This window comes from Ruegeria sp. CK2, from assembly GCF_056536585.1.
In genome coordinates this window covers 628,480-652,816 of record NZ_JBQFPW010000001.1, presented here as the reverse complement: position 1 = coordinate 652,816, position 24,337 = coordinate 628,480, and the positions used below count along the sequence as shown (strand labels likewise).

General features: G+C 56.8%; 21 protein-coding genes and 1 tRNA gene. 6 read left to right on the top strand and 16 right to left on the bottom strand.

Going from position 1 to position 24,337, the window contains the following annotated elements:
* The first annotated feature begins 453 nt into the window (after positions 1 to 453).
* The 4 genes from ACR0BU_RS03210 (at position 454) to ACR0BU_RS03195 (ending at position 5,599) form a co-directional block, all read left to right on the top strand.
* A tRNA-Gly gene (locus tag ACR0BU_RS03210) sits at positions 454 to 527 on the top strand.
* A gap of 265 nt (positions 528 to 792) precedes the next feature.
* Positions 793 to 2,613: an ABC transporter transmembrane domain-containing protein gene (locus ACR0BU_RS03205; RefSeq protein WP_480734794.1), complete on the top strand. Its 1,821-nt coding sequence runs from the start codon at positions 793 to 795 to the stop codon at positions 2,611 to 2,613.
* 159 nt (positions 2,614 to 2,772) lie between these two features.
* Positions 2,773 to 4,662, top strand: a complete 1,890-nt coding sequence (locus ACR0BU_RS03200; protein WP_480734796.1) for an acyl-CoA synthetase — start codon at positions 2,773 to 2,775, stop codon at positions 4,660 to 4,662.
* A 13-nt stretch (positions 4,663 to 4,675) separates the two neighbouring features.
* On the top strand, positions 4,676 to 5,599 hold the full coding sequence (locus tag ACR0BU_RS03195) for an alpha/beta hydrolase (RefSeq protein WP_480734798.1): 924 nt from the start codon (positions 4,676 to 4,678) through the stop codon (positions 5,597 to 5,599).
* Between the two features lie 12 nt (positions 5,600 to 5,611).
* Here the strand turns inward: ACR0BU_RS03195 and ACR0BU_RS03190 are convergent, their stop codons facing one another.
* Positions 5,612 to 6,448 (bottom strand): alkaline phosphatase family protein, encoded by an 837-nt coding sequence (locus tag ACR0BU_RS03190; RefSeq protein WP_480734800.1) that lies wholly within the window; start codon positions 6,446 to 6,448, stop codon positions 5,612 to 5,614.
* Positions 6,449 to 6,623: 175 nt separating this feature from the next.
* Between ACR0BU_RS03190 and ACR0BU_RS03185 the strand changes: the two genes are divergently transcribed.
* Positions 6,624 to 7,124, top strand: a complete 501-nt coding sequence (locus ACR0BU_RS03185; protein ID WP_480734802.1) for a thioredoxin family protein — start codon at positions 6,624 to 6,626, stop codon at positions 7,122 to 7,124.
* Positions 7,125 to 7,180: 56 nt separating this feature from the next.
* On the opposite strand, the gene ACR0BU_RS03180 is transcribed toward ACR0BU_RS03185, so the two are convergent.
* From ACR0BU_RS03180 to ACR0BU_RS03115, 14 genes are all read right to left on the bottom strand, one after another.
* Complete coding sequence (locus ACR0BU_RS03180; RefSeq protein ID WP_480734804.1) at positions 7,181 to 8,818, bottom strand: ABC transporter ATP-binding protein; 1,638 nt, start codon at positions 8,816 to 8,818, stop codon at positions 7,181 to 7,183.
* On the bottom strand, positions 8,815 to 9,630 hold the full coding sequence (locus ACR0BU_RS03175; RefSeq protein WP_480735792.1) for an ABC transporter permease: 816 nt from the start codon (positions 9,628 to 9,630) through the stop codon (positions 8,815 to 8,817). The genes ACR0BU_RS03180 and ACR0BU_RS03175 overlap by 4 nt, the downstream gene beginning before the upstream one ends.
* The gene (locus ACR0BU_RS03170; RefSeq protein WP_480734806.1) at positions 9,630 to 10,586 is read right to left on the bottom strand and encodes an ABC transporter permease; all 957 of its coding nucleotides are present in this window, start codon (positions 10,584 to 10,586) and stop codon (positions 9,630 to 9,632) included. Before ACR0BU_RS03170 ends, ACR0BU_RS03175 begins: the two co-directional genes overlap by 1 nt.
* A 15-nt stretch (positions 10,587 to 10,601) precedes the next feature.
* Positions 10,602 to 12,188, bottom strand: a complete 1,587-nt coding sequence (locus ACR0BU_RS03165; protein WP_298933432.1) for an ABC transporter substrate-binding protein — start codon at positions 12,186 to 12,188, stop codon at positions 10,602 to 10,604.
* 119 nt (positions 12,189 to 12,307) lie between these two features.
* Positions 12,308 to 14,302 (bottom strand): CocE/NonD family hydrolase, encoded by a 1,995-nt coding sequence (locus ACR0BU_RS03160; RefSeq protein WP_480734807.1) that lies wholly within the window; start codon positions 14,300 to 14,302, stop codon positions 12,308 to 12,310.
* Between the two features lie 51 nt (positions 14,303 to 14,353).
* Positions 14,354 to 15,457, bottom strand: coding sequence for a glycerate kinase type-2 family protein (locus tag ACR0BU_RS03155; RefSeq protein ID WP_480734808.1), 1,104 nt, complete (start codon positions 15,455 to 15,457; stop codon positions 14,354 to 14,356).
* A complete protein-coding gene (gene dtd / locus ACR0BU_RS03150; protein WP_300068229.1) occupies positions 15,454 to 15,894 on the bottom strand; it encodes a D-aminoacyl-tRNA deacylase in 441 nt (146 codons plus the stop codon). The genes ACR0BU_RS03155 and dtd overlap by 4 nt, the downstream gene beginning before the upstream one ends.
* A 42-nt stretch (positions 15,895 to 15,936) precedes the next feature.
* Positions 15,937 to 16,605, bottom strand: a complete 669-nt coding sequence (locus ACR0BU_RS03145) for a nitroreductase (protein WP_480734809.1) — start codon at positions 16,603 to 16,605, stop codon at positions 15,937 to 15,939.
* An 87-nt stretch (positions 16,606 to 16,692) separates the two neighbouring features.
* Complete coding sequence (locus ACR0BU_RS03140) at positions 16,693 to 17,781, bottom strand: TFIIB-type zinc finger domain-containing protein (protein WP_480734811.1); 1,089 nt, start codon at positions 17,779 to 17,781, stop codon at positions 16,693 to 16,695.
* Positions 17,782 to 17,822: 41 nt separating this feature from the next.
* The gene (locus ACR0BU_RS03135) at positions 17,823 to 18,971 is read right to left on the bottom strand and encodes an SPFH domain-containing protein (RefSeq protein ID WP_480734813.1); all 1,149 of its coding nucleotides are present in this window, start codon (positions 18,969 to 18,971) and stop codon (positions 17,823 to 17,825) included.
* 22 nt (positions 18,972 to 18,993) lie between these two features.
* Positions 18,994 to 19,941 (bottom strand): DUF2927 domain-containing protein, encoded by a 948-nt coding sequence (locus ACR0BU_RS03130; protein ID WP_480734814.1) that lies wholly within the window; start codon positions 19,939 to 19,941, stop codon positions 18,994 to 18,996.
* A gap of 22 nt (positions 19,942 to 19,963) precedes the next feature.
* Positions 19,964 to 21,154: a toxic anion resistance protein gene (locus tag ACR0BU_RS03125; protein WP_298933416.1), complete on the bottom strand. Its 1,191-nt coding sequence runs from the start codon at positions 21,152 to 21,154 to the stop codon at positions 19,964 to 19,966.
* A 30-nt stretch (positions 21,155 to 21,184) separates the two neighbouring features.
* A complete protein-coding gene (locus tag ACR0BU_RS03120) occupies positions 21,185 to 22,099 on the bottom strand; it encodes a 5-bromo-4-chloroindolyl phosphate hydrolysis family protein (RefSeq protein WP_480734816.1) in 915 nt (304 codons plus the stop codon).
* A gap of 174 nt (positions 22,100 to 22,273) precedes the next feature.
* Positions 22,274 to 23,089 (bottom strand): pseudouridine synthase, encoded by an 816-nt coding sequence (locus ACR0BU_RS03115; protein ID WP_480734817.1) that lies wholly within the window; start codon positions 23,087 to 23,089, stop codon positions 22,274 to 22,276.
* Positions 23,090 to 23,150: 61 nt separating this feature from the next.
* Between ACR0BU_RS03115 and ACR0BU_RS03110 the strand changes: the two genes are divergently transcribed.
* The gene (locus ACR0BU_RS03110) at positions 23,151 to 23,615 is read left to right on the top strand and encodes a nucleoside deaminase (RefSeq protein WP_480734819.1); all 465 of its coding nucleotides are present in this window, start codon (positions 23,151 to 23,153) and stop codon (positions 23,613 to 23,615) included.
* A gap of 18 nt (positions 23,616 to 23,633) precedes the next feature.
* Here ACR0BU_RS03110 and ACR0BU_RS03105 read toward each other — a convergent pair whose 3' ends face one another.
* Positions 23,634 to 24,326 (bottom strand): metal-dependent hydrolase, encoded by a 693-nt coding sequence (locus ACR0BU_RS03105; RefSeq protein ID WP_480734821.1) that lies wholly within the window; start codon positions 24,324 to 24,326, stop codon positions 23,634 to 23,636.
* Positions 24,327 to 24,337 lie beyond the last annotated feature (11 nt).

The following is a 24,337-nucleotide window of genomic DNA, read 5'->3' as shown; positions in this document are numbered from 1 at the left end:
GTAATTCTCGCATAAGCATTGATAGGTCGACTCTGTCCTCAAGCGCATGAAGCCGTCATTGGAGCAACCGCAGCGAAAGGCAGGTTTGTCCGCATAGCTGCTGTCCATTGCTCCAAGACACTGCATCTTTGATCTAAAGTCCGCTTCCTGTGCATTGCCGCCGTCGCTGAGGCCCAGTGCTGCAAAGGCAGCGAAGGTCTGCTTTGTGGCCCTTTCCAACCAGTTTAGGTGTCGCAAAGTGAAGGTCGGTAATGTCCCACAGACTGTGAATTCGGGTGAGGCAAGAACTCGGCACGGCAGCGAAAGTCTAGTCTGGTGAATGCATCGCGGCGCTTGAAGTTATCGGCAAGGCTCGCTCTGGGCCAAGACCTTAAACGAGCCAACAATGTTGCTCTAAGCTGAAACGCGCTCTTGACGTCAAAATTCACATGAAATAGGTGATGTCTCTGTTGAGCGGGCGTTGTGTAGTGGTAAGACCTTAGCCTTCCAAGCTAATGACGCGGGTTCGATTCCCGCCGCCCGCTCCAAGTTTTATTTTCCGACACAAGATCTGCAAATGACAATTATCAAGCCTCTCAAGTACTTGTTTTTATTTAACAAATAAAAATAAACGCGCTTGCCTTCCAAGCGGATTATGTCGGTTCGATTCCGTCTACCCGCTCCAGAATATCTCCCCAATCTCTGCGTCAAATGGCCCGTGCAAGCCTCCAAAAGTGTTGTGCTGCTTGACCACAGGTGCTGCTAGGGTCAAGAAGCTTCCACTCAGGACCGTTTGGAGCGTAAGGGCCCGATATGGCACGAAAGACCACCGCCAACCCAGCAAACGCGCCGGCCCCCGGCGCCAGCGAGGAACGGCCCGGATCGAAAAAGCTGAGCATGCTGGCGTCTCTCTGGCCCTTCATGCTGCCTTACAAATGGTTGATGATCGGTGCCACGCTGGCTTTGATACTGACGGCGGGCATGACGTTGACCCTACCGCTGGCCGTACGTCGCGTGGTGGACAATTTCCGCATTCAAGACGGGGAGCTGCTGGATTGGTACTTTCTGGCCGCGCTGGGCATTGCCGCCGTTCTCGCTGTCGGCACAGGGATACGTTATACGCTGGTCACCCGGCTGGGTGAGCGAGTGGTGGCGGATATTCGCAAGGCCGTATTCGACCGTGTGATCGGTATGAGCCCGGAATTCTACGAGCGTATCATGACCGGCGAAGTGCTTAGCCGGATCACGACGGACACGACATTGATTCAATCGGTTCTGGGGTCCTCTGTCTCGATCGCGTTGCGGAATATGCTGATGTTCATCGGCGGGCTGGTATTGATGCTGCTGACCTCTGCCAAGTTGACTGGTCTTGTCCTGTTGTTGATCCCAATCGTTGTCGTTCCAATACTGGTTCTGGGCCGTCGTTTGCGAGTCATCAGCCGCGAAAACCAGGACTGGATCGCGGCGTCTTCGGGCAATGCGGGCGAAGCGCTGGGGGCTGTCCAGACGGTGCAGGCGTTCACCCACGAACAAGCCAGTCGCAAACAATTCGGTGATATGACCGAGACGTCTTATGTGGTGTCACTACGGCGCATCAGGACTCGAGCCGTACTGACAGTCATCGTGATCTTCCTGGTCTTTTCCGGTATCGTCGGCGTGCTGTGGATGGGGGCGAATGACGTCCGCAACGGTGTCATGACCGAGGGCGTGCTGATCCAGTTCGTTATCTACTCGATCATCATGGCAGGCTCCGTAGCTGCCTTGTCCGAGATATGGAGCGAGCTTCAGCGCGCTGCCGGCGCTACCGAACGCCTGATTGAATTGCTGAATGCCGAGGATACGGTGTCCGATCCGATGCAAGCCGGATCGCTATCGCAACCCGTGCGCGGTGAAATCGGGTTTGAAGATGTTACCTTCCGCTATCCCGCACGCCCTGATGTAATCGCGCTGGACCATCTATCGCTTCAAGTGAACCCGGGCGAAACTGTTGCTTTTGTGGGTCCGTCGGGGGCAGGTAAGACAACCGTGATCCAGATGATCCAACGGTTCTATGACCCGAACTCTGGTCGCGTCACATTGGATGGCCAAGACCTGCGAGACCTGGATCGCGCAGATTTTCGCGCTCAAATGGCGTTGGTTCCGCAGGACCCGGTGATCTTTGCTGCTTCGGCCCGCGAAAACATCCGCTTTGGCCGACTGGATGCTACGGATGCCGAAGTTGAGACGGCCGCGCGAGCGGCTGCGGCACATGACTTCATTGCAGCATTGCCAGAAGGTTATGACAGTTTTGTCGGAGAACGTGGCGTGATGCTGTCCGGTGGCCAGAAACAACGAATTGCGATCGCCCGTGCCATTCTGCGCGATGCGCCGGTCCTGTTGCTGGATGAGGCGACGTCGGCCCTCGATGCTGAAAGCGAGCGTGCCGTTCAGGGCGCCGTGGATCAAATGCGCGCCGGGCGTACGACCCTGATCGTTGCGCACCGCTTGGCGACGGTCAAAAAGGCCGACCGGATCGTGGTGCTAGAGGCCGGGCAGATCGTGGCACAAGGCACCCATGAAGATCTTGTGGCACAGGACGGGCTGTATGCCCGGTTGGCCCGTCTTCAATTCACGGATGGCGTCGCCGCAGAATGAAGTGACGTACCGACAAATGGCGATCCGCCGCAGCGTCATTCTACATTTTCCAGAAATCCGACGCTAAGCCCTTGCTTGCGACGACAAGGATATGGTCCCATCCTAGGATAGATCAAAAACCCTGTGCCGCGCATGGGAGAAAAAATGGGGAGGAGCCACATGGCATTTGAGGGTCTAGAAGACAAAGTGCGTATGGAGCAGGAAATGTCCTGGGAGGATCGCGATCTCCCGGTCACGTTCCATCAGTTGTTGTCGCGAACAGCAGGTAAGTTTCCAAACCACAAGGCGATCAGTTTCCAGCTGTTCTCGGGCCCGAATGATAAGGCCGAAACACTGACATGGTCCGACTTGCTGGGCAAGGTCAATCAGGCAGCCAACCTGTTCCGGTCACTCGGTGTGGGTGAAAAGGATGTGGTGGCGTATGTTCTGCCCAATTGCAACGAAACGCTTGTGACCATGATGGGCGGCGCCGTGGCGGGGATCGTCAATCCGATCAACCCATTGCTGGAACCTGAACAGATTGCCTCCATTCTACGCGAAACCAAAGCTAAGGTTGTGGTGACGCTGAAGTCCTTCCCGAAGACAGATGTGGCACAAAAGGTTGAAGAAGCCGTCCGCCACGCGCCCAAGGTCAACACAATTCTGGAAATCGACCTGAACCGTTACCTGACGCCACCGAAATCCTGGCTGGTGCCTTTCCTGCGTCCCAAGATGGGTGACAAAGAGCATCTGGCCCATGCGGATTACAAAAGTTTCAATCAGGAGTTGGCCAAACAACCGACCAGCCTGACATTTGAAGACAGCAAAGAAGATCGTGTGGCCTGCTACTTCCACACTGGTGGGACCACCGGCATGCCCAAAGTCGCGCAGCACAAGTATTCCGGGCTGGTCTACAATGGCTGGCTGGGAAATACGCTGCTGTTTGACGAAAATGACGTGATCATGTGCCCGCTGCCCATGTTCCACGTCTTCGCGGTGCATGTGATCATGATGGCCGCCGTCTCATCCGGCGCGCATGTCATCTTTCCGACACCGGCCGGGTATCGCGGCGACGGCGTATTTGACAATTTCTGGAAGCTGATCGAGCGCTGGAAAGTATCGTTCATCATCACGGTTCCAACGGCGATTTCGGCCAAAATGCAGCGCCCGGTAGATGCGGATATCTCATCCGTGAAAACGGCGTTTTCGGGCTCCGCACCCTTACCCGTGGAACTGTTCCGACGTTTCGAAGAAGCAACCGGTGTCACGATCGTCGAAGGCTATGGCCTGACCGAGGCCACCTGCCTTGTGTCCTGTAACCCGGTGGATGGCGAGAAGAAGATCGGGTCAATCGGTATTCCGTTCCCCTATACGGATGTCAAAATCCTGCAGGATGGGCCAGATGGTCCCAAGGAATGTGGTGCTGACGAGATCGGCGAGATCTGTATATCGAACCCTGGCGTCTACGCGGGCAACACTTATACCGAGGCGGAAAAGAACGCGAACCTCTATCATTTCGACAAGTATCTGCGCACGGGCGATCTGGGTCGATTTGACGAGGATGGGTATCTGTGGATCACAGGGCGCGCCAAGGACCTGATCATCCGTGGCGGCCACAACATTGACCCGGCAGAGATTGAAGAGGCATTGCTGGGCCATGAGGCGGTCGCCTTTGCGGGCGCCATCGGCCAACCGGATGCCCATTCAGGTGAAGTGCCTTGTGCCTTTGTAGAACTCGTCGACGGTGCCAGCGTGACTGAAGAAGAGTTGCTGGAGTACTGCACAGTCCACGTCCACGAACGGGCCGCGCAACCCAAGCACATGACGATTCTGACAGAGTTGCCAAAAACCGCCGTGGGCAAGGTGTTCAAACCTGATCTACGCAAAAACGCGATTACCCGTATCTACAACGGCGCGCTTGAAAAAGCGGGCGTCGATGCGCGGGTTGTCTCGGTCATCGATGACAAAAAGCGTGGGCTTGTCGCACAGCTTGACGCGAACGGCTCCTCCGAAGACGATGTCAGCACAGTGCTGGGAACGTTCACCCGGCCATGGGAGTGGGCAGCCTGATCACGGAGGGGCTATGGATTATGAACGTCTGATTGATGAAGAAACCTGGGCGTTCATAAGACGGACGGCTGAAAGCTATCCCGACGACGCGGTTGACCTGTCCATAGACGATCAACGCCGGGTTTATGACACGATGTGTCAGGACTTTCGCCAACCCCGACCCAATCAAGTAAAAACGCAGGACCGGTCCGCCGACGGCGTCCCCGTTCGCGTTTACACAGCCGGAGATCCGACCCGAACCGTCGTCTACTTCCATGGCGGCGGCTTCATATTGGGTGGTCTCGACAGCCACGATGACGTCTGTGCCGAGATTTGCGTGCAAACTGGGTATCGCGTTGTGGCTGTTGATTATCGGTTGTGCCCGGAACATGTGCATCCGGCGCAGTTTGACGACAGTTGGGCCGCCGTCGAATGGGCTGCCAGCGAATTTGGCGATCCCATTGTTCTTGCAGGTGACAGCGCCGGCGGCAATCTGGCAGCATCCGTCGCGCATCACGCGCGCGGGCGGCTAGAGCATGTTTTGGGGCAAGTACTGATCTATCCGGGTCTGGGCGGTGACAGGACGCAAGGGTCGTACGTTGAACATGCCTATGCGCCGCTTCTGACGCTCGAAGACATCCAGTTCTACGAAAAGGTTCGCTTTGGGGAAACGAAACCCGAGAGGGATCCAACTTATGCCCCTTTGAATGATACCGACTTCTCGGGGCTTCCACCAACTGTTGTCATCACCGCCGACTGTGACCCACTGCGCGATGATGGACCGGCGTATTGTGAGAAAATCATAGCGTCAGGGGGCAAAGCGCATTGGATCAACGAACCGGGCCTTGTTCACGGGTATATTCGCGCCCGAACAACCGTCAAACGCGCGTCTGACAGTTTTGAAAGAATCTCGGTCGCGATCGAGGCTTTGGGGCAGGGCATCTGGTCCTACGACTGATGCCCCGCCGGATTACTTCAGAAACGGTTCGGCCTTCATTGTCTCTGCAACCGGGGCACCCATGCGTTTCAATATTGTCGGTGCGAGTTGCAGCTGGTCAATGACCGTGCCCGGATCAGGGCCTTGCGCATCACCGAAATAGTAAAGCGCCGTATCTTGCTGTAGCTCACCGCACCCGCCGTGATGTCCCCGCTCGTCCTGTCCGTGGTCTGCGGTCACGATCACTTCGTATCCCAATTGGCGCCACCGCGGGATGAAAGGGGCCAACATTTCATCCATTACAAAGCACGCATGGTCCATTTCCTGACAGTCGTGAAAATAGCGATGCCCCATGCTGTCCAGCGTACAGCTGTGCAGAATGCCGTAATCCAGCCGGTGTCGCAGGCACAGATTGGTCAGCGTGGCAAAAAGATCCACGTCCGACGGCGTCATCTGATTGTCCTTGCCATAGCCGGTCATCGAGTGAAAGCGACCGTGGTTGATCGTCTGGCTATCTGGTTCGTCATATTCGACGTCACGCACATAGTCGAACGGATGGCGATTGAAAAACTGTGACCAGAAGCTGTGGGTTACGGCGCCGGTCTTGCCCCCGGCTTCTCTCACCTGGCTGAACACGTCCTTATGGCCCAGGCGGAATACATTGCCATTGCCGGTACAGCCATGTTCCTGCGGCGTCACACCGGTATGGATCGAAGCATAGCAACTGGCAGAAATCGACGGCAGAACCGCGCGATGTTTCCAGACACGCGCCTCACCGTTTTGAACCCAGCCTTCCAGGTTACCAAAAAGGCGGCGAAAGTTGCGATACGGAACTCCGTCCAGAATGATCAGTAGAATTTTGCGATCCATGCTGTGCCTTTCCACTTCTGTTTTGAGTGTTGTGGTTTCAAGCACGCCGTTTGGCTGTCAGAAAAGCGACAGTACTATCGCTTAAACAGCATAATTGTGTTGTCGAAATTGTGAACCGCATCAATGGCGACGGACACTATTGTTGTTCTTGTTGCAAACCAGCTCTGGATGACTCATGGCCAAAATCTCCAAACGCAAGAAAGCCCAGAAACAAAGGGCCAAAACGTCTGAGGCGCAGCAAAACCCCTCTCGTCGCGATGTATTGCGCTGGGCGCGGAATGTTGGCGTTGCCGCCGTGGCAATTGGCGGCGGCGGTTTCTGGATGATGCGATCGGTAAACGCGATGCAGGCCGAGCAGGATCTTACTCGGATCGGTCAAGGCAAACCGGTGGTGGTTCAGGTGCATGATCCGCAGTGTGCGACATGTACTGCCCTGCAACGCGAAACCCGAAATGCAATGAAGCAATTTGGTGAATGCGATCTGGTGTATCTGGTTGCGGATGTCAGTCAGACAAAGGGCGCAACCTTCGCCAACCGTTATGGCGTGCCGCACGTTACATTGCTGTTGTTCGACGGTGATGGGAGGTTGCAGCAAACGTTAAGCGGCATGCGGTACCGGGACGAGTTAAGCGAGCTACTGGTCCGACATCAGCGGCGATACGGCAGCACTGCGTGAGAAAAACAAAACCCGGCGTGTCGAAACGCGCCGGGTTCAAGTGTTGATTTGCGGGCTTAGTTCCCGGCGCTTTCCATTTTTCGATGCGCAACGACCTCTTCCAGCCATCCCAGATGCATCTCGGGCACCGAACTAAGCAACAGGTCTGTATAGTCGTCAAATGGCGGCCTCAGGACCTCGCTCTTGGGACCATAGCGAACCACCCGACCCTGATACATCACCGCTATACTGTCGCTAATGGCGCGCACGGTCGCCAGATCGTGGGTGATGAACAGATAGGCCACGTCCTCGATCTTTTGCAAATCCAACAACAGTTTCAGGATGCCATCTGCGACCAGCGGGTCCAATGCTGATGTCACTTCGTCACAGATGATCATCTTGGGCTTGGCCGCTAGCGAACGGGCAATACAGACACGCTGTTTCTGACCGCCCGACAGCTCTGCCGGATAGCGATCCATAAACTTTTCGCCCAGTTCGATCTCATCCAGCAGTTCGATGATCCGCTTGCGCTTTTCCGCACCGCGCATGCCAAAGTAGAACTCCAGCGGCCGACCGATGATTGTCCCGACGGTCTGGCGCGGGTTCATCGCGACATCCGCCATCTGGTAAATCATCTGCAGCTCACGCAGATCTTCACGCGAGCGTCCGGCCAGATCCGCCGAAAGCTTGCGCCCTGCAAATGTGATCTCACCGCCGCTCGGCGGTAGTAGACCTGTAATCACCCGCGCCAACGTGGATTTGCCCGAGCCGGACTCGCCCACAACAGCCAGTGTCTGTCCTGGATGAAGCTCGACATTGACGTTGTGCAACACGTCGAAGTTCAGCCCCTTGTAGCGTGCGGTGATCCCGTCGACGCTCAGCACCGGGTCCGGCGTGGGCTGTTTCTCTTCATGTTCGATCGAGCGGACCGAGACCAACGCTTGGGTGTACTCTTCCTGCGGTTTGTTGATGATCTGATCCGTGCTGCCGTATTCGACCGTGTTGCCCATTTTCAGGACCATGATGTCGTCGCTGACTTGCGCCACAACAGCAAGGTCGTGAGTGATGTAGAGAGCGGCAACACCGGTGTCGCGAATGGCTTCTTTGATCGCCATCAGAACGTCGATCTGGGTGGTCACGTCCAACGCTGTCGTGGGTTCGTCAAACACCACGAGATCCGGCTCGGGACACAAGGCGAGGGCGGTCATGCAACGTTGTAGCTGCCCACCGGAAACCTGGTGCGGATACCGATCCCCGATATTGTCCGGATCAGGCAACCCCAGTTTGGCGAACAGCTCGCGCGCGCGCTTTTCGGCTTCCTTGCGCGAGAATTTTTTCTGTTCGACCGCGGCTTCGACAACCTGATCCATGATTTTTTTGGCAGGGTTGAAGGACGCCGCCGCGGATTGCGAAACATAGGTCACTTCGCCCCCGCGCAATTTGCGTATGTCGCCAAACGGAGACTTCAGGATATCCCGCCCATTGACCCAGACTTCGCCGCCAGTGATTTCGACACCGCCCCGGCCGTAAGCCATGGATGCTAAGCCAATAGTGGATTTGCCGGCCCCGGATTCGCCAATTAGCCCTAAGACTTTGCCGGGCGCGAGGTCAAAGCTGACCCCGTGCACGATTTCAATGTCATGGGGTTTTTCACCCGGCGGATACACAGTCGCGCCGATCTTGAGGTCGCGGACCTTGAGAAGGGTATCACTCATCCCCGGCCTCCTTTCAGCGAAGTTGTACGGTTCAGCACCCAGTCAGCCACAAGGTTGACCGAGATGGCGAGTGTCGCGATGGCGACGGCCGGGTATAGTGCTGCGCCGATGCCATAGACGATGCCATCTTTGTTTTCCTTCACGATACCGCCCCAATCTGCCAGCGGCGGCTGCACGCCCAGACCCAGGAACGACAGGGTCGAAATGAACAGCACCATAAAGATGAACCGCAGACCGAACTCTGCCACCAATGGCGACAGCGCGTTGGGCAGGATTTCCCGGAAGATGATCCAGAGCCGGCCTTCTCCGCGTAGCTTAGCGGCCTCGACATAATCCATCACGTTGATATCCACCGCGACAGATCGCGACAATCGATAAGGGCGTGTGGCGTCCAAAAGGCCCATCACAAGGATCAGGATCGGAACGGTCACAGGGACAATCGCCAGAATGACCAGCGCCAGGATCAGCGTCGGAATCGACATGACCAGATCGACCGCCCGGCTTAGAACCTGATCAGCCCAACCGCCCATAACTGCAGCAAGCAGGCCAAGCGACGTACCGGTCAGAAAGCTAAGGAGTGTCGCAGCCGCCGCGATAAAGATCGTGGTACGACCTCCATAGATCATGCGGGTCAGCAGATCGCGTCCGATATTGTCGGTTCCCAGCAAATGTTTGGCACTGGCCGGTTCCCAGACGTCCCCAACCACTTCGGCCATTCCGTAAGGCGCGATCAAAGGCGCGGCGATGGCCACCAAAAAGTAGGTGCCAGTGAAAAACAGACCGATGGCTGCCGAAATAGGAATATTCTTCATCATTTCGGGTGCCTCAATCTTGGGTTCGCAAGGATAGACACAATGTCAGCGACCATGTTCAGGCCAATGTAGACGGCCGCGAAGACTACGCCGCAGGCCAGAACAACCGGCACATCGCGTTTGGTCACGGCGTCGACAAGGTATTGCCCCATGCCGGGATAGACGAACACAACCTCAACCACGACAACGCCGACCACCAGATAAGCCAGGTTCAACATGACAACGTTTACGATTGGTGAAATGGCATTTGGAAAGGCGTGTCTGGCGATAACCTGAAAGGTGGACAGTCCTTTGAGTTCGGCAGTCTCGATATACGCAGACTGCATCAGGTTCAAAATTGCGGCCCGGGTCATACGCATCATCTGCGCCAGAACCACGAGTGTCAGAACCAACGCCGGCAGCGCAATTGCATACAGTTTTTGCCCCAACGACATGGAATCGTTGACCATTGCAAGGGACGAAAACCACCCCAGCTTTACCGAAATGAAATACACCAGCACATAGCCAATGAGAAACTCGGGGATCGAAACCGTTGTCAGCGTGATCGCTGAAATTAGTTTGTCCGGCCAACGGTTACGGTAGCGGACGGCCAACAGGCCCAGAAAAATCGCAAGCGGAACCGAGATGATCGCGGCAACACACGCCAGGAACAGCGTATTTCCCAGTCGTTTTCCGATACTGTCAGCGATGTCGAGCTTGTTGGTGAGCGACTGACCCAGATCACCTTGCAGGATGCCTGTCAGCCATTCGACATAGCGGGTCAATGCGGGACGGTCCAAACCCATCTCTTCGCGCAGGTTTGCAAGGGCCTCGGGGGTTGCGGACTGCCCCAGGACGGCTTGCGCGGCGTCTCCGGGAAGGGCTTCGGTCAGGCCAAAAATCAGGGCCGAAGCGCCGAGCAGTAGTAGGATTCCCAGCGCCAGGCGCTGGGAAACCAGTTTGATGATGGGATGCATGATCCGTAGTCCGTATCAGACGAACCACATCTTACGAGATATGTTGCCGTTCATCATCTCTTGCGTCGGGTCAGATTCCCACCCGTCCAGCTGGTTGCTGATACCCTCGACAAAGTCGTTGAACATCGGGCAGATCAAACCACCTTCGTCGCGGACCATTCTGCCCATCTGGCTATAGATGCCCTTGCGTTTTTCAACGTCCAGCTCCGCCTTGGCCGCGAATAACATGTCGTCGAACGCCTGAACCTTGAACCGGGTGTCGTTCCAGTCTGCGGTGGACAGATATGCGGTCGAATACATCTGATCCTGAACCGGACGGCCACCCCAGTACGACGCGCAGAACGGTTGAACGTTCCAAACTTCGGACCAGTAACCATCGTTTGGTTCACGCTTGATCTCCAGCGGGATACCAGCCTGAGCAGCGGTCTGCTGGAATAAAGCGGCAGCATCTACGGCACCAGGGAACGCACCGTCGGCGACACGCAAGACAATCGGAGAGCCATCATGACCCGATTTCTTGTAGTGTTCTGCAGCCTTTTCAACGCTGAACTCACGCTGTTCGATTGTCTCGTCAAACAACGGATATGCCGCGTTGATTGGCATGTCGTTCCCGATTGAGCCGTAGCCGCGTAGGACCTTGTCGACCAGATCGGCGCGGTTGATGGCGTATTTCAGTGCCAGTCGCAGTTCATTGTTGTCGAAAGGTGCCGTGTCGCAATGCATGATGAACACATAGTGCCCACGACCAGCCGTCGAATTCACCGTCAGATTGGGCGCGCGGCCCAGCAGGTCGGCAACCTTTGGTTCAACCCGGTTGATCGCGTGCACCTGACCGGATTGCAGCGCAGCAGTACGCGCTGTCGCGTCGTTGATGACGACCACTTCGACGCTGTCAAAGTTACCGAAATCGCTGTTCCAGTGGTTTTCGTTCTTGGTGAACAGGTGGCGTACACCCGGTTCATCAACTTCCAGCTTATAGGGGCCGGTACCGATACCTGCTGCAGGGTTGTCCATGCCGCCATCGGGCTGAATGATCAGGTGATAGTCAGCCATCAGATAGGGCAGGTCGGCATTTGGCTCGGTCAGGGTGACCTGGAAGTTGTCGCCATCAGCCTTCATCGACTCGATGCCTTTCATGATGCCGAGGGCACCCGACTTGGAGTCTTCGTTCGAATGGCGCTCCATCGTCTTCAGAACGTCTTCGCTGGTCATGGTCTTGCCGTTGTGGAACTCGACACCCTGACGCAGCTTGAAGGTCCAGACCTTGGCGTCTGCACTGCCTTCAACGCTTTCGGCAAGGCGTGGCTCGATTGTACCGTCAGGTGCCACTTCAACCAGTTGGTCGCCAAACTGCTTGCCGTTCTGGAACGGAACCGAGCTGGCATAGGTTGCCGGGTCGAGCGAGTTCGTAGATTCGCCGCCCTGCAGGCCAAATTTCAGATCACCACCCTTTTTGGCGCCTGCAGCGCGGGCGGCATCTGCGAACATTGTGCTGGCCATCGCGGCAGTGACCCCAAGGGCGGCCGCTTTCCCCATGAATTCGCGGCGTGTTAGTTTTCCTGCCGTCACTTGTCCGGTCATGTGAGTGAGTTGGTCGTTCATGCAAAGATCTCCCTTTGGTTTGTTATAGCCCTTTGCGGACTTTTTATTGACGCTTGAGTCAACGTTGGCGCATTTCAACCTGCCGGGCAAGTTTAAAGTCCTGCCCTTAGTGGTTGGATCTACAAGTTGTTCCGCGCTATCGTGTCCTCCTTGAGCGTTGAAAACAATAGCACTTCGTTTTCGTAGGCGTTTATCGAAGCGCGCAGATAGAAATTTTCGGTGTCAGACCACATCTCGCAACTTGTCGCAGTTTTCAATTCCAGGTCGCCGCGTTTTTGTTCCTGGATCCAGTCACAGGTGCCCCGTGCAGAAAGCGGGTCATCGGGACGTATTGACCAAATCTCATGTGCAGAACCGCCACTTATCAACCCATGCGCGCAATCTTCGACAAGACCAAAATCATCCTCGATGATCAGACGTATTTCTCCGGTATTCATATCCGTTTCGACACGGCGGGAATTCAATGTTTGCCGTAAGGTTTTGACTTTCCGCGGCTCTTCAGAATCAGGCGGAGGAAACACGCACTCGTCAGACGACACAGGTTCCCGCTGCGGGATCGTAACCTCGCCCGCTGTCAAATGCAGCTCGGCCATCTCTGGAGAGGGCCAGATCAACGGCCAATATGCGCTGGAGACAGACAGGCGCAACCGATGCCCCTTAGGGACACGGTAGGCAATGTGATCCAGGTCAACTTCAATTTGATAAGGTTCGCCGGGTGTTAGCGGCGCGGGGTCTGCATGGCTGTCCCAGTGCGCAAGGTTCAGAACCCCGTAGGTGATTCTGGTCGTGGCGCCGTCGGGATGAATATGGTTCAGGCGTATCGCGATCTGAGCCTGCGGTTTGTCGGTGCTGACCGTCAGTCGCACCCGCGGTGCGCCTACGATGTCCATGGTATCGCCCAGCGGTTCGCTGTCAAAACAGGCCGACAATGAATCATCGGCCCGCTGGTCGCCAGGCATGTCAGGGCCCAACCAGATGGCGCAATACTCGCCGCCATCCATGCCGCAATGCTGGGGCGAGCGTATGCGTACATTCAAATGACCGGCCTGACCGAACCCCGCATCCGAAATGGGCAAGGTCACAGTGGGCAGTTGAGATGTCGCACCGTCAGGTTCTGCGATCCAGTGACCGGCTCGCTCGGCGTACCAACGTTCAGGGCGCACACCGTCCATCACATAGGCCCGATAATCCGGATCGTTTTGCACCCCGGTGTCTACGTCTTTCAACCAATGGTCCCACCACCGCAGCGCTTCCTGAAGGAAGCCAATCCGAGGTTCTGGCACTGCAAAATGCGGATACTTGTGAACCCAAGGGCCAACGATGCCCTTAACCGGAGTGTTCAACTGTTCAATGAGCAACGGAACGGTGTTTTTATACGCGTCCCCCCAGCCACCAACCGCAAGCGTTGCTGCACGGATCGCCCCAAAATCTTCGCAAACCGAGCCATGTCGCCAGTAGTCGTCACGGGTTTGGTGCCGCAACCAAACCGACGGCAAAAACGGCTCGCTCTCCAACCGGTCCAACCACAGCTCACGCCAGTTCGGGCGTAACTTGGGGTCGGGCGCACGCGAGGAATAGGACCACATCGTCGCGCCCCAGCCGAGGTTTTCGTTCAACAGACATCCACCCTTGTAGTGGATATCATCTGCATACCGATCCGCTGTCGAACATAGGGTGATGATGGCCTTAAGCGGGTCGGGTCGCATCGCGGCGACCTGTAACGCATTAAAGCCGCCCCAGCTGATTCCCATCATCCCTACCGAGCCACTGCACCAAGGTTGATCCGCCAGCCACTGAATAACTTCGACAGCATCATCCAGTTCTTGCTGGGTATACTCATCGGTCATCAAGCCTTCGCTATCGCCGTTACCGCGCATATCCACGCGGATGCAGGCGTAGCCGCGTTTGGCGAACCACGGATGGGTTAGTTCATCCCGTGCAGCGGTGCCATCGCGTTTGCGATAGGGGAGATATTCCAGAATTGCCGGAACCGGAGACTGATCTACGTCCGTGGGTCGCCATACCCGAGCAGACAGGCGACACCCATCAGATAGATGGATGCCTAAGTCGGCGATTTCCTCGATCTCACTTAGCGAGTTGGGTGCAGACGTCATTGTGGCAGTCTCCGGGTCCTGTTGGTCATAGGACGGGGTAAAAGCGTCAAACTACCTTCTTATTGCGACAACCAGATCCATGACATTTGTGCCCGTTGGGCCGGTCACAAGCAAAGCATCAACCTTGTCCAAATAGCTGCCACTATCGGCGTTTTCCAATGCGGTTTCGGCCCCCTCGGCCCAGGTTGAACCATCAACGATCCCACCTGCCGCGTTTGTCGGGCCATCCGTGCCGTCGGTGCCACCAACAACCACCGTGATTCCAGGGACGCCGGATATCTCGCGCCCCAAAGCAAGCGCAAGGGCCTGATTTCGACCGCCGCGCCCCGGGTTGTCGGGCAGAACCACCGTCGGCTCACCGCCAAATACCATCACGCCGGGTTCCATTTGCCGCAATCGCGACCCCAGATAAGCAGACACAGAAAGATAGTCATCGTGCAGGGCCTCTTCATCCGCGTGCACGGTGAACCCGGCGACCTGCGCCGCATTTGTTGCCGCAGCCCGGGCATGTGCGTTTGATGCGATAATACGGGTCGTGGCCTCGAAGGTGTAGGTATCTGGCAATGCGCCAATCCCCGACCCGATGACGTGAAGATCATCACCGGGCACATCTGAGATCGCCAACACTGTTACTTTTTTGCCCGCAAAATGCGACAGCAATCCACCGCCTTTGACACGGGACAGCGCGCGACGTTTTGCATTCATTGCCGTGATATCCAGACCTTCGGACAGCAAACTCCTGTTCAGGGCCTCAAGATCCTCAAGCGAGTTTCCCGGCAACAGATCCTCGGCCAACGACGACGCCCCACCCGAGACCAAAAGCAGCAGATGCGAGCCCGGCTGCATTGCCTCAACAGCTAGGCGTAAAGCGCGCCCACCTGCAAGGCTTCGGCCGTCAGGCACGGGATGAGAGGCTTCGATGACCTCAACGCCGTCAGGCAGATCCCGGCCATGATCATCCTTGGTGACCACAAGGGTGGGAACGATTCCGAAATGATCCATCGCTGCGCGCGCCATCGCTGCGGCGGGTTTCCCAACGGCCAGAATACGATCGGGTTTCGGGACGTCCGACAAAGCGGATTGTGTTGCAGTGTAACCGTCGACCGCCGCGACCCCAGCCTGCCACAGTTTGATTGCTTGTTCTGCTTGGGTCATTGGCTGTCCATCCAGATTGTTACAGGCCCGTCATTGAGCAACTCAACAGCCATATCAGCGCCGAATTGCCCCTTTTCCACGGCAATCCCGTGCGATACCAGGTATTGGGCAAAAACGTCGTACAAGTGTTTACCTGTTTCCGGAGCAGCAGCCTCGGAAAAGCCAGGGCGGTTGCCGCTAGCGGTGTTGGCGGCCAATGTGAACTGGCTGACAACAAGAGCAGATCCGCCGCTGTCCACGATCGAGCGGTTCATCTTGCCAGCGTCATCCTTGAAAATGCGTAGCTTTGAAACCTTGGCCGCCAGCTTCGCGGCCTGCTGTTCGTCATCACCTTGCATCGCACACACAAAAATCAGCAACCCAGGTCCTGATTGTCCGACAACAACCTCATCGACCGAGACCTTGGCATGGGAAATGCGTTGTAGCAGCGCGCGCAAATTGAACCTCTGATGTTGTGCAGGTCTGTTTGATGGGAAGGTTTATCCGCGCCAGTCGACAATGTCACCCAAAGCCGCGCGATCCGTTCGAAAAGCGTTTGCAGGGTGATCTGTGTCTGAATAGCCAAATGAAATCGCGCACAAGATCAACCGGTCATCCGGGATATCAAAATAGCGATGTAAAAACGGGCTATAGCTGGCAAGCGCCGCTTGTGGAATTGTCGCAATACCGAGCGCCTGAGCGGCCAGGGTAAATGCCGTGACAAACCCGCCGCAATCCAAAGCACCATAAGCGCCCAGTTCCACAGGGCTAGAGACAATGGCGCAATGCGGTGCACCAAACAAAGTGAAGTTTTTCATCATTTGACGCGCAGATGCGGTGCGATCACCGCGTTCGACACCGGTTGCTTCGTATAAAGCCCAGCCGCAGGTGCGGCGGCGATCCTGATAGACACCGGAATACGACGTGGGAAAAGGCAGATCAGGGGTGGCGGTGCCAGTCTCAGCTTCGGTCCGCATGGCGCGGCGGAAGGTGTCCGTTTCCTCACCGCTGGTGATCACCACATGCCATGGTTGCGCATTGCACCAGCTTGGAACACGCGAGGCACTGGTCAGGATTTGTTCGATCTGACCCTTGGGGACCGGGTTGGGACGAAACGCACGGCAAGAATGCCGATCCTCAAGCAGGGTATTCAGTACGGATATTGTCACAGCGGCTTTCTCCCCAAACTCGCGACGCGGAGGATGGCTTCGGACCAAAGGATGTTCAAGGGGGCGTGGGTGTCTGGCCGGCAAGGGTTATTGTTGCCCTGTCGCCACCATATAACCGACACCGGCAGCAATCAGCAGGCCCAGAACAACAGCGATGGTGATTTTGATTGCAGACCAGGGGCGCTCTCCCTGTACACGTCCCGTTCGCCCGTTCACCACGAAACGATAGGTTTGCCCGCGATATTTGTAGGCGGCCATCCAAACTGGCAGCAGGATGTGCTTAAAAGTAACATCCCGGACGTCCGTGTCCACGGCATGGATGCGCTGTCGGTCTCCTCCGATATCAAAACGCACATCCCGCTCGATTACCCGCGCCATGTAGGCGCGCGCCTCGGCGTGACCCTCTTGCAATTCAACGGTGTAGGCCTCGGCCCGAAAACCCGCCAGATACTCGGGTTGATAGGGTTCCAATGCAGGCAGGTCCCAAGGCTCAAGCGCATCTGTGTATTTTTTGGGGAGAGAGCGCGACGCCAATACCAGAACATCGTCAAAGAACCGCGCCACACGTCCTGACTTAGGTGTCCAACGGGTTCTTGGCACTTGCTGCTGCACGCGTTTGCCGTCGCGCATCACCGTGCGGGTTTCATAGTACACCACGCCACGCTCGCCGCGATAGCTGGACTTTGTGTCCGCATCGAAGGTCCAGTAGGGCACGTAAATACCCTGCATCCGGCGCCCTTTTCGGGCATAGTCTTTCAGCCCATTGGGAGCAAACCACAGACCACCTAACCAATCACTCATGCCTTTATGAGCGGCGCGTTCGTCCAACGCGAACGGCAACACACCTTTCGGCTTGATATGCCTGCTGACCCCGGTATCCGTCACCACCGGCGTGGCGCAGAACGGACATTCGGCTGCATGCGTGTCCGGATCGAACTCGACCTGAGCGGCACAGTTCGGACAGGACAGAACCCGGGTTTCCTCAATCTCGCTTTCGGGCAGGCGGTCGGCGATGGCCGCGTCAAAATCCAACTCACGCAAGCTGGCACCGCCCCATGGGCCGGTGCTGATCGGCTCGGAATGACCGCAATGGTCACAGCTCAGGGTGCCGTCACCCGGATTGAAGCGGTAATCCGCCCCACATTGGTCGCAGGGAAAGCGGTGTTCTTCAGTCATTTGTCCGCCTTGTTTGCTGGCACGATGCTAGTCTGTTGGCATCAAGCGTCCGGAGGTGGAGGCGGCAGGATCGTAAACAACTGGGCCAATTCCTGAACATCACCAGCCTTTTTCCAACCATCCTGGCCCGCCGTCCAAACATGCGTGTCGCGCGTGATCTCACCGTCGGTCGCCATGCGGCCCATCTTGGCCTTCGAAAACGGCCCGCTTGTCTGACCGTCAACCGCGATATGCCACACATGCTCGACCGGAGGCGGTGGCGGCGGTGCCGCATGCGCTGGTGGTTGCTGGGCAGCGGGGGCGGACGATCCCCAAGGGCCGCTGGGTTGGCCCGCTGCCATATTCGACAATTGCTGCGCCATCGCCATGCCCATCCCCATACCAAGACCGGCGCCCATGCCACCGCCTTGTCCGGGGTTGTTTGCAGCCGCTGTCATTGCTTCTGCTGCCGAATACTGGGTGAATTTGCCCAAGTCTCCTGCCAGACCCATCGAGGTGCGCTTGTCCAGCGCGGCCTCGACAGCTGGTGGCAGCGAAATGTTCTCGATATAAAACTCGGGCATATCCAGCCCATAGCCGTCAAGAACGGGTGAGACTTCGGCCGCGATCAACTTGCCCAGATCGGCCGTGTTCGCGGCCATATCCAACACTGGGATGCCCGAGCCTGCGATGACACGGCTGAATTCCTGAACGATGATGTTGCGGATCTGAAAACTGATCTCGTCCATGGTGAATTCGCCATCGGTGCCGACGATTTCAATCAGGAATCTCGCCGGGTCCTTGACGCGAACTGTATACGTACCAAAGGCGCGGATGCGCGTTGGGCCGAACTCTGGATCCCGCAGCATGATCGGGTTTTTTGTGCCCCATTTCAGGTCGTTAAACCGTGTCGTGTTGACGAAGTAGATTTCCGACTTGAACGGAGACTGGAACCCATGATCCCAATGCTGCAGCGTCGTCAGGATGGGCATGTTGTTGGTTTCAAGCATGTAAAGACCCGGCGTGAACACATCCGCCAACTGCCCTTCGTGCACAAACACAGCTGCCTGACCTTCGCGAACGGTCAACTTGGCTCCATACTTGATTTCGTGCCCTTCGCGTTCGAACCGCCAGACCATTGTGTCACGGCTGTCATCCACCCAGTGAATGACATCAATGAATTCTCCGGTCAGAAAATCGAAAATTCCCATTTGGGTTCTCCTGTCCTTGGGGTCAGAGCGGCTGCCCCATGATTTCACGTGCAATGATCCGCACCACGGGTCGGGCCTGATCGACCGAGACGCCAGGCTCCAGACGCGGATCATACAACATTGTCAGCAGTTTCTCGTCATGGCTGGTTAGCAACGCAAACTCATCATCATCATTGAAGATCGATGGTCGCGCGGCCGGGCTGTCGTTGGACAATCCCAGGCCCTGAGCAATTTCTTCGTGAATGCAGCTCCGCCGCACCAGATCAGGCAGCTCGGACCGGATCAAAGTCACGGCGCGTACATATTTGAACGGTGACGCGTTAGTGGCAGAAGCGAATACGAAACAATCAAAATTAGACCGCGGGTTGGCGACCAGTTCCAATGAGGCCTGGCTGATTCCCGGGATCAATTCTTTCAACCGTTTCACGACATATGCGCTGTCGTCCTTCCCGGCGAAAAAGACATGGAAGTTAGCTTTTCGGCTGACCGTCGAAACCGGGTGGTTGGTGAGCTTGGCCAGACGGCTGGCAAAAGACTTAACCTGCGCGGCATCCTTTTCACGCGTTGACGGCAAGACCGAAGGGCCAAATTCGGTTTTGATGCGCACAGGTCCAGACCAGCGGCTAAGCTGACCATCTGTCTTGCGCGAGCCAATTGATACGCTGTGATTGGGATACTCGCTGTAAAACGCGATCGCCTCGAAATTCCGTGCAAGATCATCGGCGTCATAAGGCGTATCCGGGCCTCCTCCATCGGTGCGCAGCAAGCCACGTGTCAGCAAATCGCGTTCAACGCGTTTGTAGAACCGGGCCAGATCCTGACTGGCCGCCGACGGAGGGACATAAGCGACAGGCACAGCGACAGGAGCAGCCGGGCGAGGCTCGGGAACAGCAGGTGTTGTCAGCGCTTCCTCGCAATTGGCCAATGCCAAAAGCGAGGCGGCACTTAGCCCCAACCTGAGTGATCTCATTGGCTGCACGCCCCGTCCACCTTTATCCCGGAACAGCGGTTCCGGCGTTATCGCCTGTACCATCCTTGCGCGCCTTGGCGGATGCCAGGGTATCGCGCAGTTCGGCCTCCATCTTCTGCAGTTCCTCTTCGGCGGCGGCGCGCTTGGCCTTGCCTTCGTCCGCGATCGCCAGACTTTCGTTGATGGTTCCGATCAGATCCGCATTGGCTTGTTTAACGGCCTCGATGTCGAAGACGCCCCGTTCCATTTCCTCGCGGATCATCTTGTTGGATTCTCGCAGGTTTGCGGCGTTCGAAGTCAGCAATTCATTGGTCAGGTCATTGGCATCGCGCACCGCTGCAGCAGCTTCGGCGCTGCGCTGGATGGTTACAGCCTGCGCCAGTTGTGTTTCCCAAAGCGGCACGGTGTTGACCAGTGTCGAGTTGATCTTGGTCACCAGCGACTTGTCGTTCTCTTGCACCAAGCGGATCGAGGGCAGCGATTGCATCGTTACCTGCCGTGTCAGTTTCAGATCATGGACCCGACGCTCAAGATCGTCGCGTGCGGCGCGGATGTCGCGCAGCTCTTGCGCTTTCATCACCTGCTCTTCTTCCGGTGCGGCCTGAACCGCGGCCTCTCGTTCCGGAATGTCATGGCTGTCCAGTTCGGTCAGCTTTTCTTCACCCGCGGCGATGTACAACGCCAGTTCATCGTAAAATCCCAAGGTTTTCTCATATAGCAAGTCCAGCGACTTGATGTCTTTCAGCAGCGTGTGCTCGTGCCCCAGCAGATCATCTGTGATCCGGTCGATCTGGCCCTGAACATCTTCGAACTGTGCAGTAAACTTGGCAAACGGCGCGGCCTTGCCGAGCAATCTTTCCCACCAGCTGCGCTCGCGGCGGACGTCCAGCTCGCTGATCGAAAACCCGCGGATTGTCGTCACGATGTTTCGCAGGCTGTCGCCAGCAGGTCCAACGTCCTTGTTGCGTACATCAGCAAGCATGGCTTGGCTGATTTCTTGCAACTCGGACTGCGCGGACGATCCGAACGAGACAATCGAGTTGGTGTTCTCCATGTCGATTTCATCCATTCGCTTGCGAATCTCAGCGCTGACAGGTTCATCGGCATCTTCAAGCGAGATGACTTCGGCTTTTGGTTCGGGCAACGCAACTGCGGTGACTTCTTGTACAAGCGTTTCTGCCTGAACCGCCTTGTTCTTGATCTCGTCGGACATGGGGATGTTCCTCATTCAGATAATGGCCGGTCAATCCAACCGGACGCCTTCGCGTTGCAGCCTTTCGCGCAACACATCAATTTCAACCGTCAGATCACTGCGGTCATCCAATAGCATCTTGCGCGTGCGCGCAGCGAAATTCTGTTCCAGATCGTCCAGCAGCGCCGAATAATCGTCCAGTGCCTGTTTGTCACGGGTGCGGGCAAAGACATCCGCGAACTTCACTGTCGCGTCGCGGGCCCCTTGCAGGTAGACGGTCAGATACTTGCGGGCCCCTGCCAGATCACGGGGATCTTCCTCGACCGTGCGGAACAGATCACGCGCGGTGTCCTGAAAGCGTTCAACCCGTGCTTCGATCCGACGATCACCTGCGCGTTTGATCGCATCCGTCATTTCGCTCAGATGAGATTCGGCGCTTTCAACAACACGCGCGACACGGTCCTGTTGAAAAGTGTCGACGCCTTCCATCCCCTTGTCTTTCATAGGGTCTAGGCCAAAGGATACTGAATGTAGAACGGTTGCGACTGCACCAAACAGGATCGGGGCCAGAAGGCTAACCTGTGATGCTGCCTCAGCATCCAGAAACTCATTGCGGTAGGATGCGAGCGCTGCACCAAGACCGGTCAGCACGCTGGAGAATATCTTGCGGGGAAAGGCAGGTCGCCTGGCAGCGCGGCGGGCCTTATAGGCAGCTTCAGCCCGCAAACCCTCACGCAGCAAGAATGCGGCGGCGGTCAACAAGCCCGCCGCCACAAGCCCGATTGTCATGCCAATGGCACCGTCATTCAGGGACAAAAACACCAAGGGTATAGCCGGAACAAACAACACATTGGCACGCGCACCCGCAGGTTCGACCTTTGCACCTTCGAACTGCCCGCGCTGATGCGGTTCGTCTGAGGAAGGTTCATCTTGTGGGCTGAATTTTCCGCCGTACCGTTTCGCCATGCGCTACAAGCCCCCGAGGACGCCGGTACAGACGCCGAACAAAAGCACCAGCAGCGCCGCATAAGCCAGTTTTTGCACTCCGGTTCCGGACATGTCGCCCCCCAATAGCAGCATTCGCAGAAAATTTAGTAGATGCGAGGGCTTGGCGCTAGGGGGAAGGTTGCCAAACCCGCATCACTTGCGAAGTTTCTTGCCGACGGGTGCCCGTTTTCTTTGTGGGCGAGGCGCTCTCTTAGCTGTTCCTGCGGGTTCGGCTTCGGCATCCAGACCCAACTGTTCGCGCATCACCCGGCGACGGATCTCTTCAACTGCGCCAGGTTTCAGATCACCCAACTGAAATGGGCCGTATGAGACGCGTAGCAGTCGGTTTACGGTAAATCCGATATCCTCGATCGCGCGACGAATCTCGCGATTTTTTCCCTCGCGCAGGCCAATCGTCAGCCAGGCGTTTGCACCTTGTTGACGATCCAGCGTGACGGTCATCGGTTGAAACCGCTCTCCTTCAATGACAAGGCCTTTTCTTAAAGGCGCAAAGTCTTCGTCCTTGGGGCGGCCATTCACCCTGACGCGGTATTTGCGCAGCCACCCGGTTGCGGGCAGTTCCAGCTTGCGCTTGATGCCGCCATCATTGGTCAAAAGCAGTAACCCTTCCGAGTTCAAGTCCAACCGTCCGACACTCATGACACGCGGCATGTCTTCCGGAAGCTTGTCAAAGATCGTCGCTCGGCCCTTTTCGTCGCGGGTTGTGGTCACCAACCCTGAGGGCTTGTGATATAGCCAAAGACGTGAGGGTTCCGGCTCTGACACCGGTTTGCCATCAACGGTGATCTTGTCCTTTGCGGTGACATTCAGGGCAGGGCTGTCGATCACCTTGCCATTGACGGTGACGCGACCAGCTTCGATCATGCGTTCGGCTTCACGACGCGAGGCGACGCCCGCGCGCGCCAGCACTTTGGCGATCCGGTCGCCGGGAGGAGGGGTATTGCTCATGTGTGGGCCATAGCGCATCCCGCCCGCTTGCGAAAGGCAGGTTTCTGTTGCAGTCAGGGGCATGACGTTCAAAACGCATATGACCCGTGCATTGGCAGAAGCACGCGCAGCCGGCGACCGTGGCGAGGTGCCGGTCGGTGCGGTCATCGTGGCGCCAGATGGTCAGATCGTGTCTGCGGCGGGAAATCGCACGCGCGAACTGAGCGATCCAACGGCGCATGCCGAGATTCTGGCGTTGCGGACCGCATGCTCTGCGGCAGGGTCCGAGCGGTTACCTGATCACGACATTTACGTCACTTTGGAGCCGTGCGCGATGTGCGCAGCCGCGCTGGCCGCGGCGCGCATTCGGCGTATCTACTATGGCGCGGCAGATCCGAAATCCGGTGGCGTTGCACACGGGGCACGGGTCTTTTCCCACAAACAGGCCCACCATATCCCCGAGGTTTATGACGGTATTGCTGGCGAAGAAGCCGCATCACTTTTGAAAGCCTTTTTTGCTGCGCGCAGGCAGAACTTGCTGGACTGATCCGGCAAGCCCCTTGAATCAAATTGTGATGGGTTGCATCAGCTGAGGTTCGATCACGTTCACCCCCGGCAATCCCTCGATCAAGGCCTGAGCCGACTGCTCTAGGATGGGGAAGGTTTTGTAATGGCAGGGGATGACCGTCTTGAAGTTGAAATACCGCTCGGCCGCGTAGGCTGTCGCTTTCATGTCCATGGTAAAGTGTCCACCCGCTGACAGAATGCCGATATCGGGTTTGTAGTAATCTCCCATCCAATCCATGTCGGCCATGATGTCGGTATCGCCCGAAACATAAACCACATGCCCTTCGGTCGCGATCATGAATCCGACCTCGCTGCCACCCGTGCGCAGCCCGTCAGGTGTTGAAAAGGTCGAGCTGTGAGACGCGGGCACCATTGTCACCTTGATGCCATTCAGGTTCACCGTGCCGCCCTTGTTAAAGCCAATTGTTTCAATCCCTTCGGCTTCACTCCAATACCCCATTAGGTCGTATTGCCCGACAACGGGTATGTTGAGATGATTAGCTAGGGACAAAACGTCAGCAACATGGTCGAAATGCGTGTGCGTCAGCAGGATATGCGTGGCGCTTTCCAGGGCGGCGTCATGCTGCGCCTCGCCCAGGACCGGGTTCCCGGTCAGCCATGGGTCAATCAGCAATACCTGACCTTGGGTTTCGATGCGAAAACTGCCGTGGCCCAACCAAATAATTTTCATAAATAATCCTC

Bases quoted from the DNA above. Each gene is read 5' to 3' on its own strand.
- ACR0BU_RS03205 (WP_480734794.1), top strand. From the start codon at position 793: ATGGCACGAAAGACCACCGCCAACCCAGCAAACGCGCCGGCCCCCGGC.
- ACR0BU_RS03200 (WP_480734796.1), top strand. From the start codon at position 2,773: ATGGCATTTGAGGGTCTAGAAGACAAAGTGCGTATGGAGCAGGAAATG.
- ACR0BU_RS03195 (WP_480734798.1), top strand. From the start codon at position 4,676: ATGGATTATGAACGTCTGATTGATGAAGAAACCTGGGCGTTCATAAGA.
- ACR0BU_RS03190 (WP_480734800.1), bottom strand. From the start codon at position 6,448: ATGGATCGCAAAATTCTACTGATCATTCTGGACGGAGTTCCGTATCGC.
- ACR0BU_RS03185 (WP_480734802.1), top strand. From the start codon at position 6,624: ATGGCCAAAATCTCCAAACGCAAGAAAGCCCAGAAACAAAGGGCCAAA.
- ACR0BU_RS03180 (WP_480734804.1), bottom strand. From the start codon at position 8,818: ATGAGTGATACCCTTCTCAAGGTCCGCGACCTCAAGATCGGCGCGACT.
- ACR0BU_RS03175 (WP_480735792.1), bottom strand. From the start codon at position 9,630: ATGAAGAATATTCCTATTTCGGCAGCCATCGGTCTGTTTTTCACTGGC.
- ACR0BU_RS03170 (WP_480734806.1), bottom strand. From the start codon at position 10,586: ATGCATCCCATCATCAAACTGGTTTCCCAGCGCCTGGCGCTGGGAATC.
- ACR0BU_RS03165 (WP_298933432.1), bottom strand. From the start codon at position 12,188: ATGAACGACCAACTCACTCACATGACCGGACAAGTGACGGCAGGAAAA.
- ACR0BU_RS03160 (WP_480734807.1), bottom strand. From the start codon at position 14,302: ATGACGTCTGCACCCAACTCGCTAAGTGAGATCGAGGAAATCGCCGAC.
- ACR0BU_RS03155 (WP_480734808.1), bottom strand. From the start codon at position 15,457: ATGACCCAAGCAGAACAAGCAATCAAACTGTGGCAGGCTGGGGTCGCG.
- ACR0BU_RS03140 (WP_480734811.1), bottom strand. From the start codon at position 17,781: ATGACTGAAGAACACCGCTTTCCCTGCGACCAATGTGGGGCGGATTAC.
- ACR0BU_RS03135 (WP_480734813.1), bottom strand. From the start codon at position 18,971: ATGGGAATTTTCGATTTTCTGACCGGAGAATTCATTGATGTCATTCAC.
- ACR0BU_RS03130 (WP_480734814.1), bottom strand. From the start codon at position 19,941: ATGAGATCACTCAGGTTGGGGCTAAGTGCCGCCTCGCTTTTGGCATTG.
- ACR0BU_RS03125 (WP_298933416.1), bottom strand. From the start codon at position 21,154: ATGTCCGACGAGATCAAGAACAAGGCGGTTCAGGCAGAAACGCTTGTA.
- ACR0BU_RS03120 (WP_480734816.1), bottom strand. From the start codon at position 22,099: ATGGCGAAACGGTACGGCGGAAAATTCAGCCCACAAGATGAACCTTCC.
- ACR0BU_RS03115 (WP_480734817.1), bottom strand. From the start codon at position 23,089: ATGAGCAATACCCCTCCTCCCGGCGACCGGATCGCCAAAGTGCTGGCG.
- ACR0BU_RS03110 (WP_480734819.1), top strand. From the start codon at position 23,151: ATGACGTTCAAAACGCATATGACCCGTGCATTGGCAGAAGCACGCGCA.
- ACR0BU_RS03105 (WP_480734821.1), bottom strand. From the start codon at position 24,326: ATGAAAATTATTTGGTTGGGCCACGGCAGTTTTCGCATCGAAACCCAA.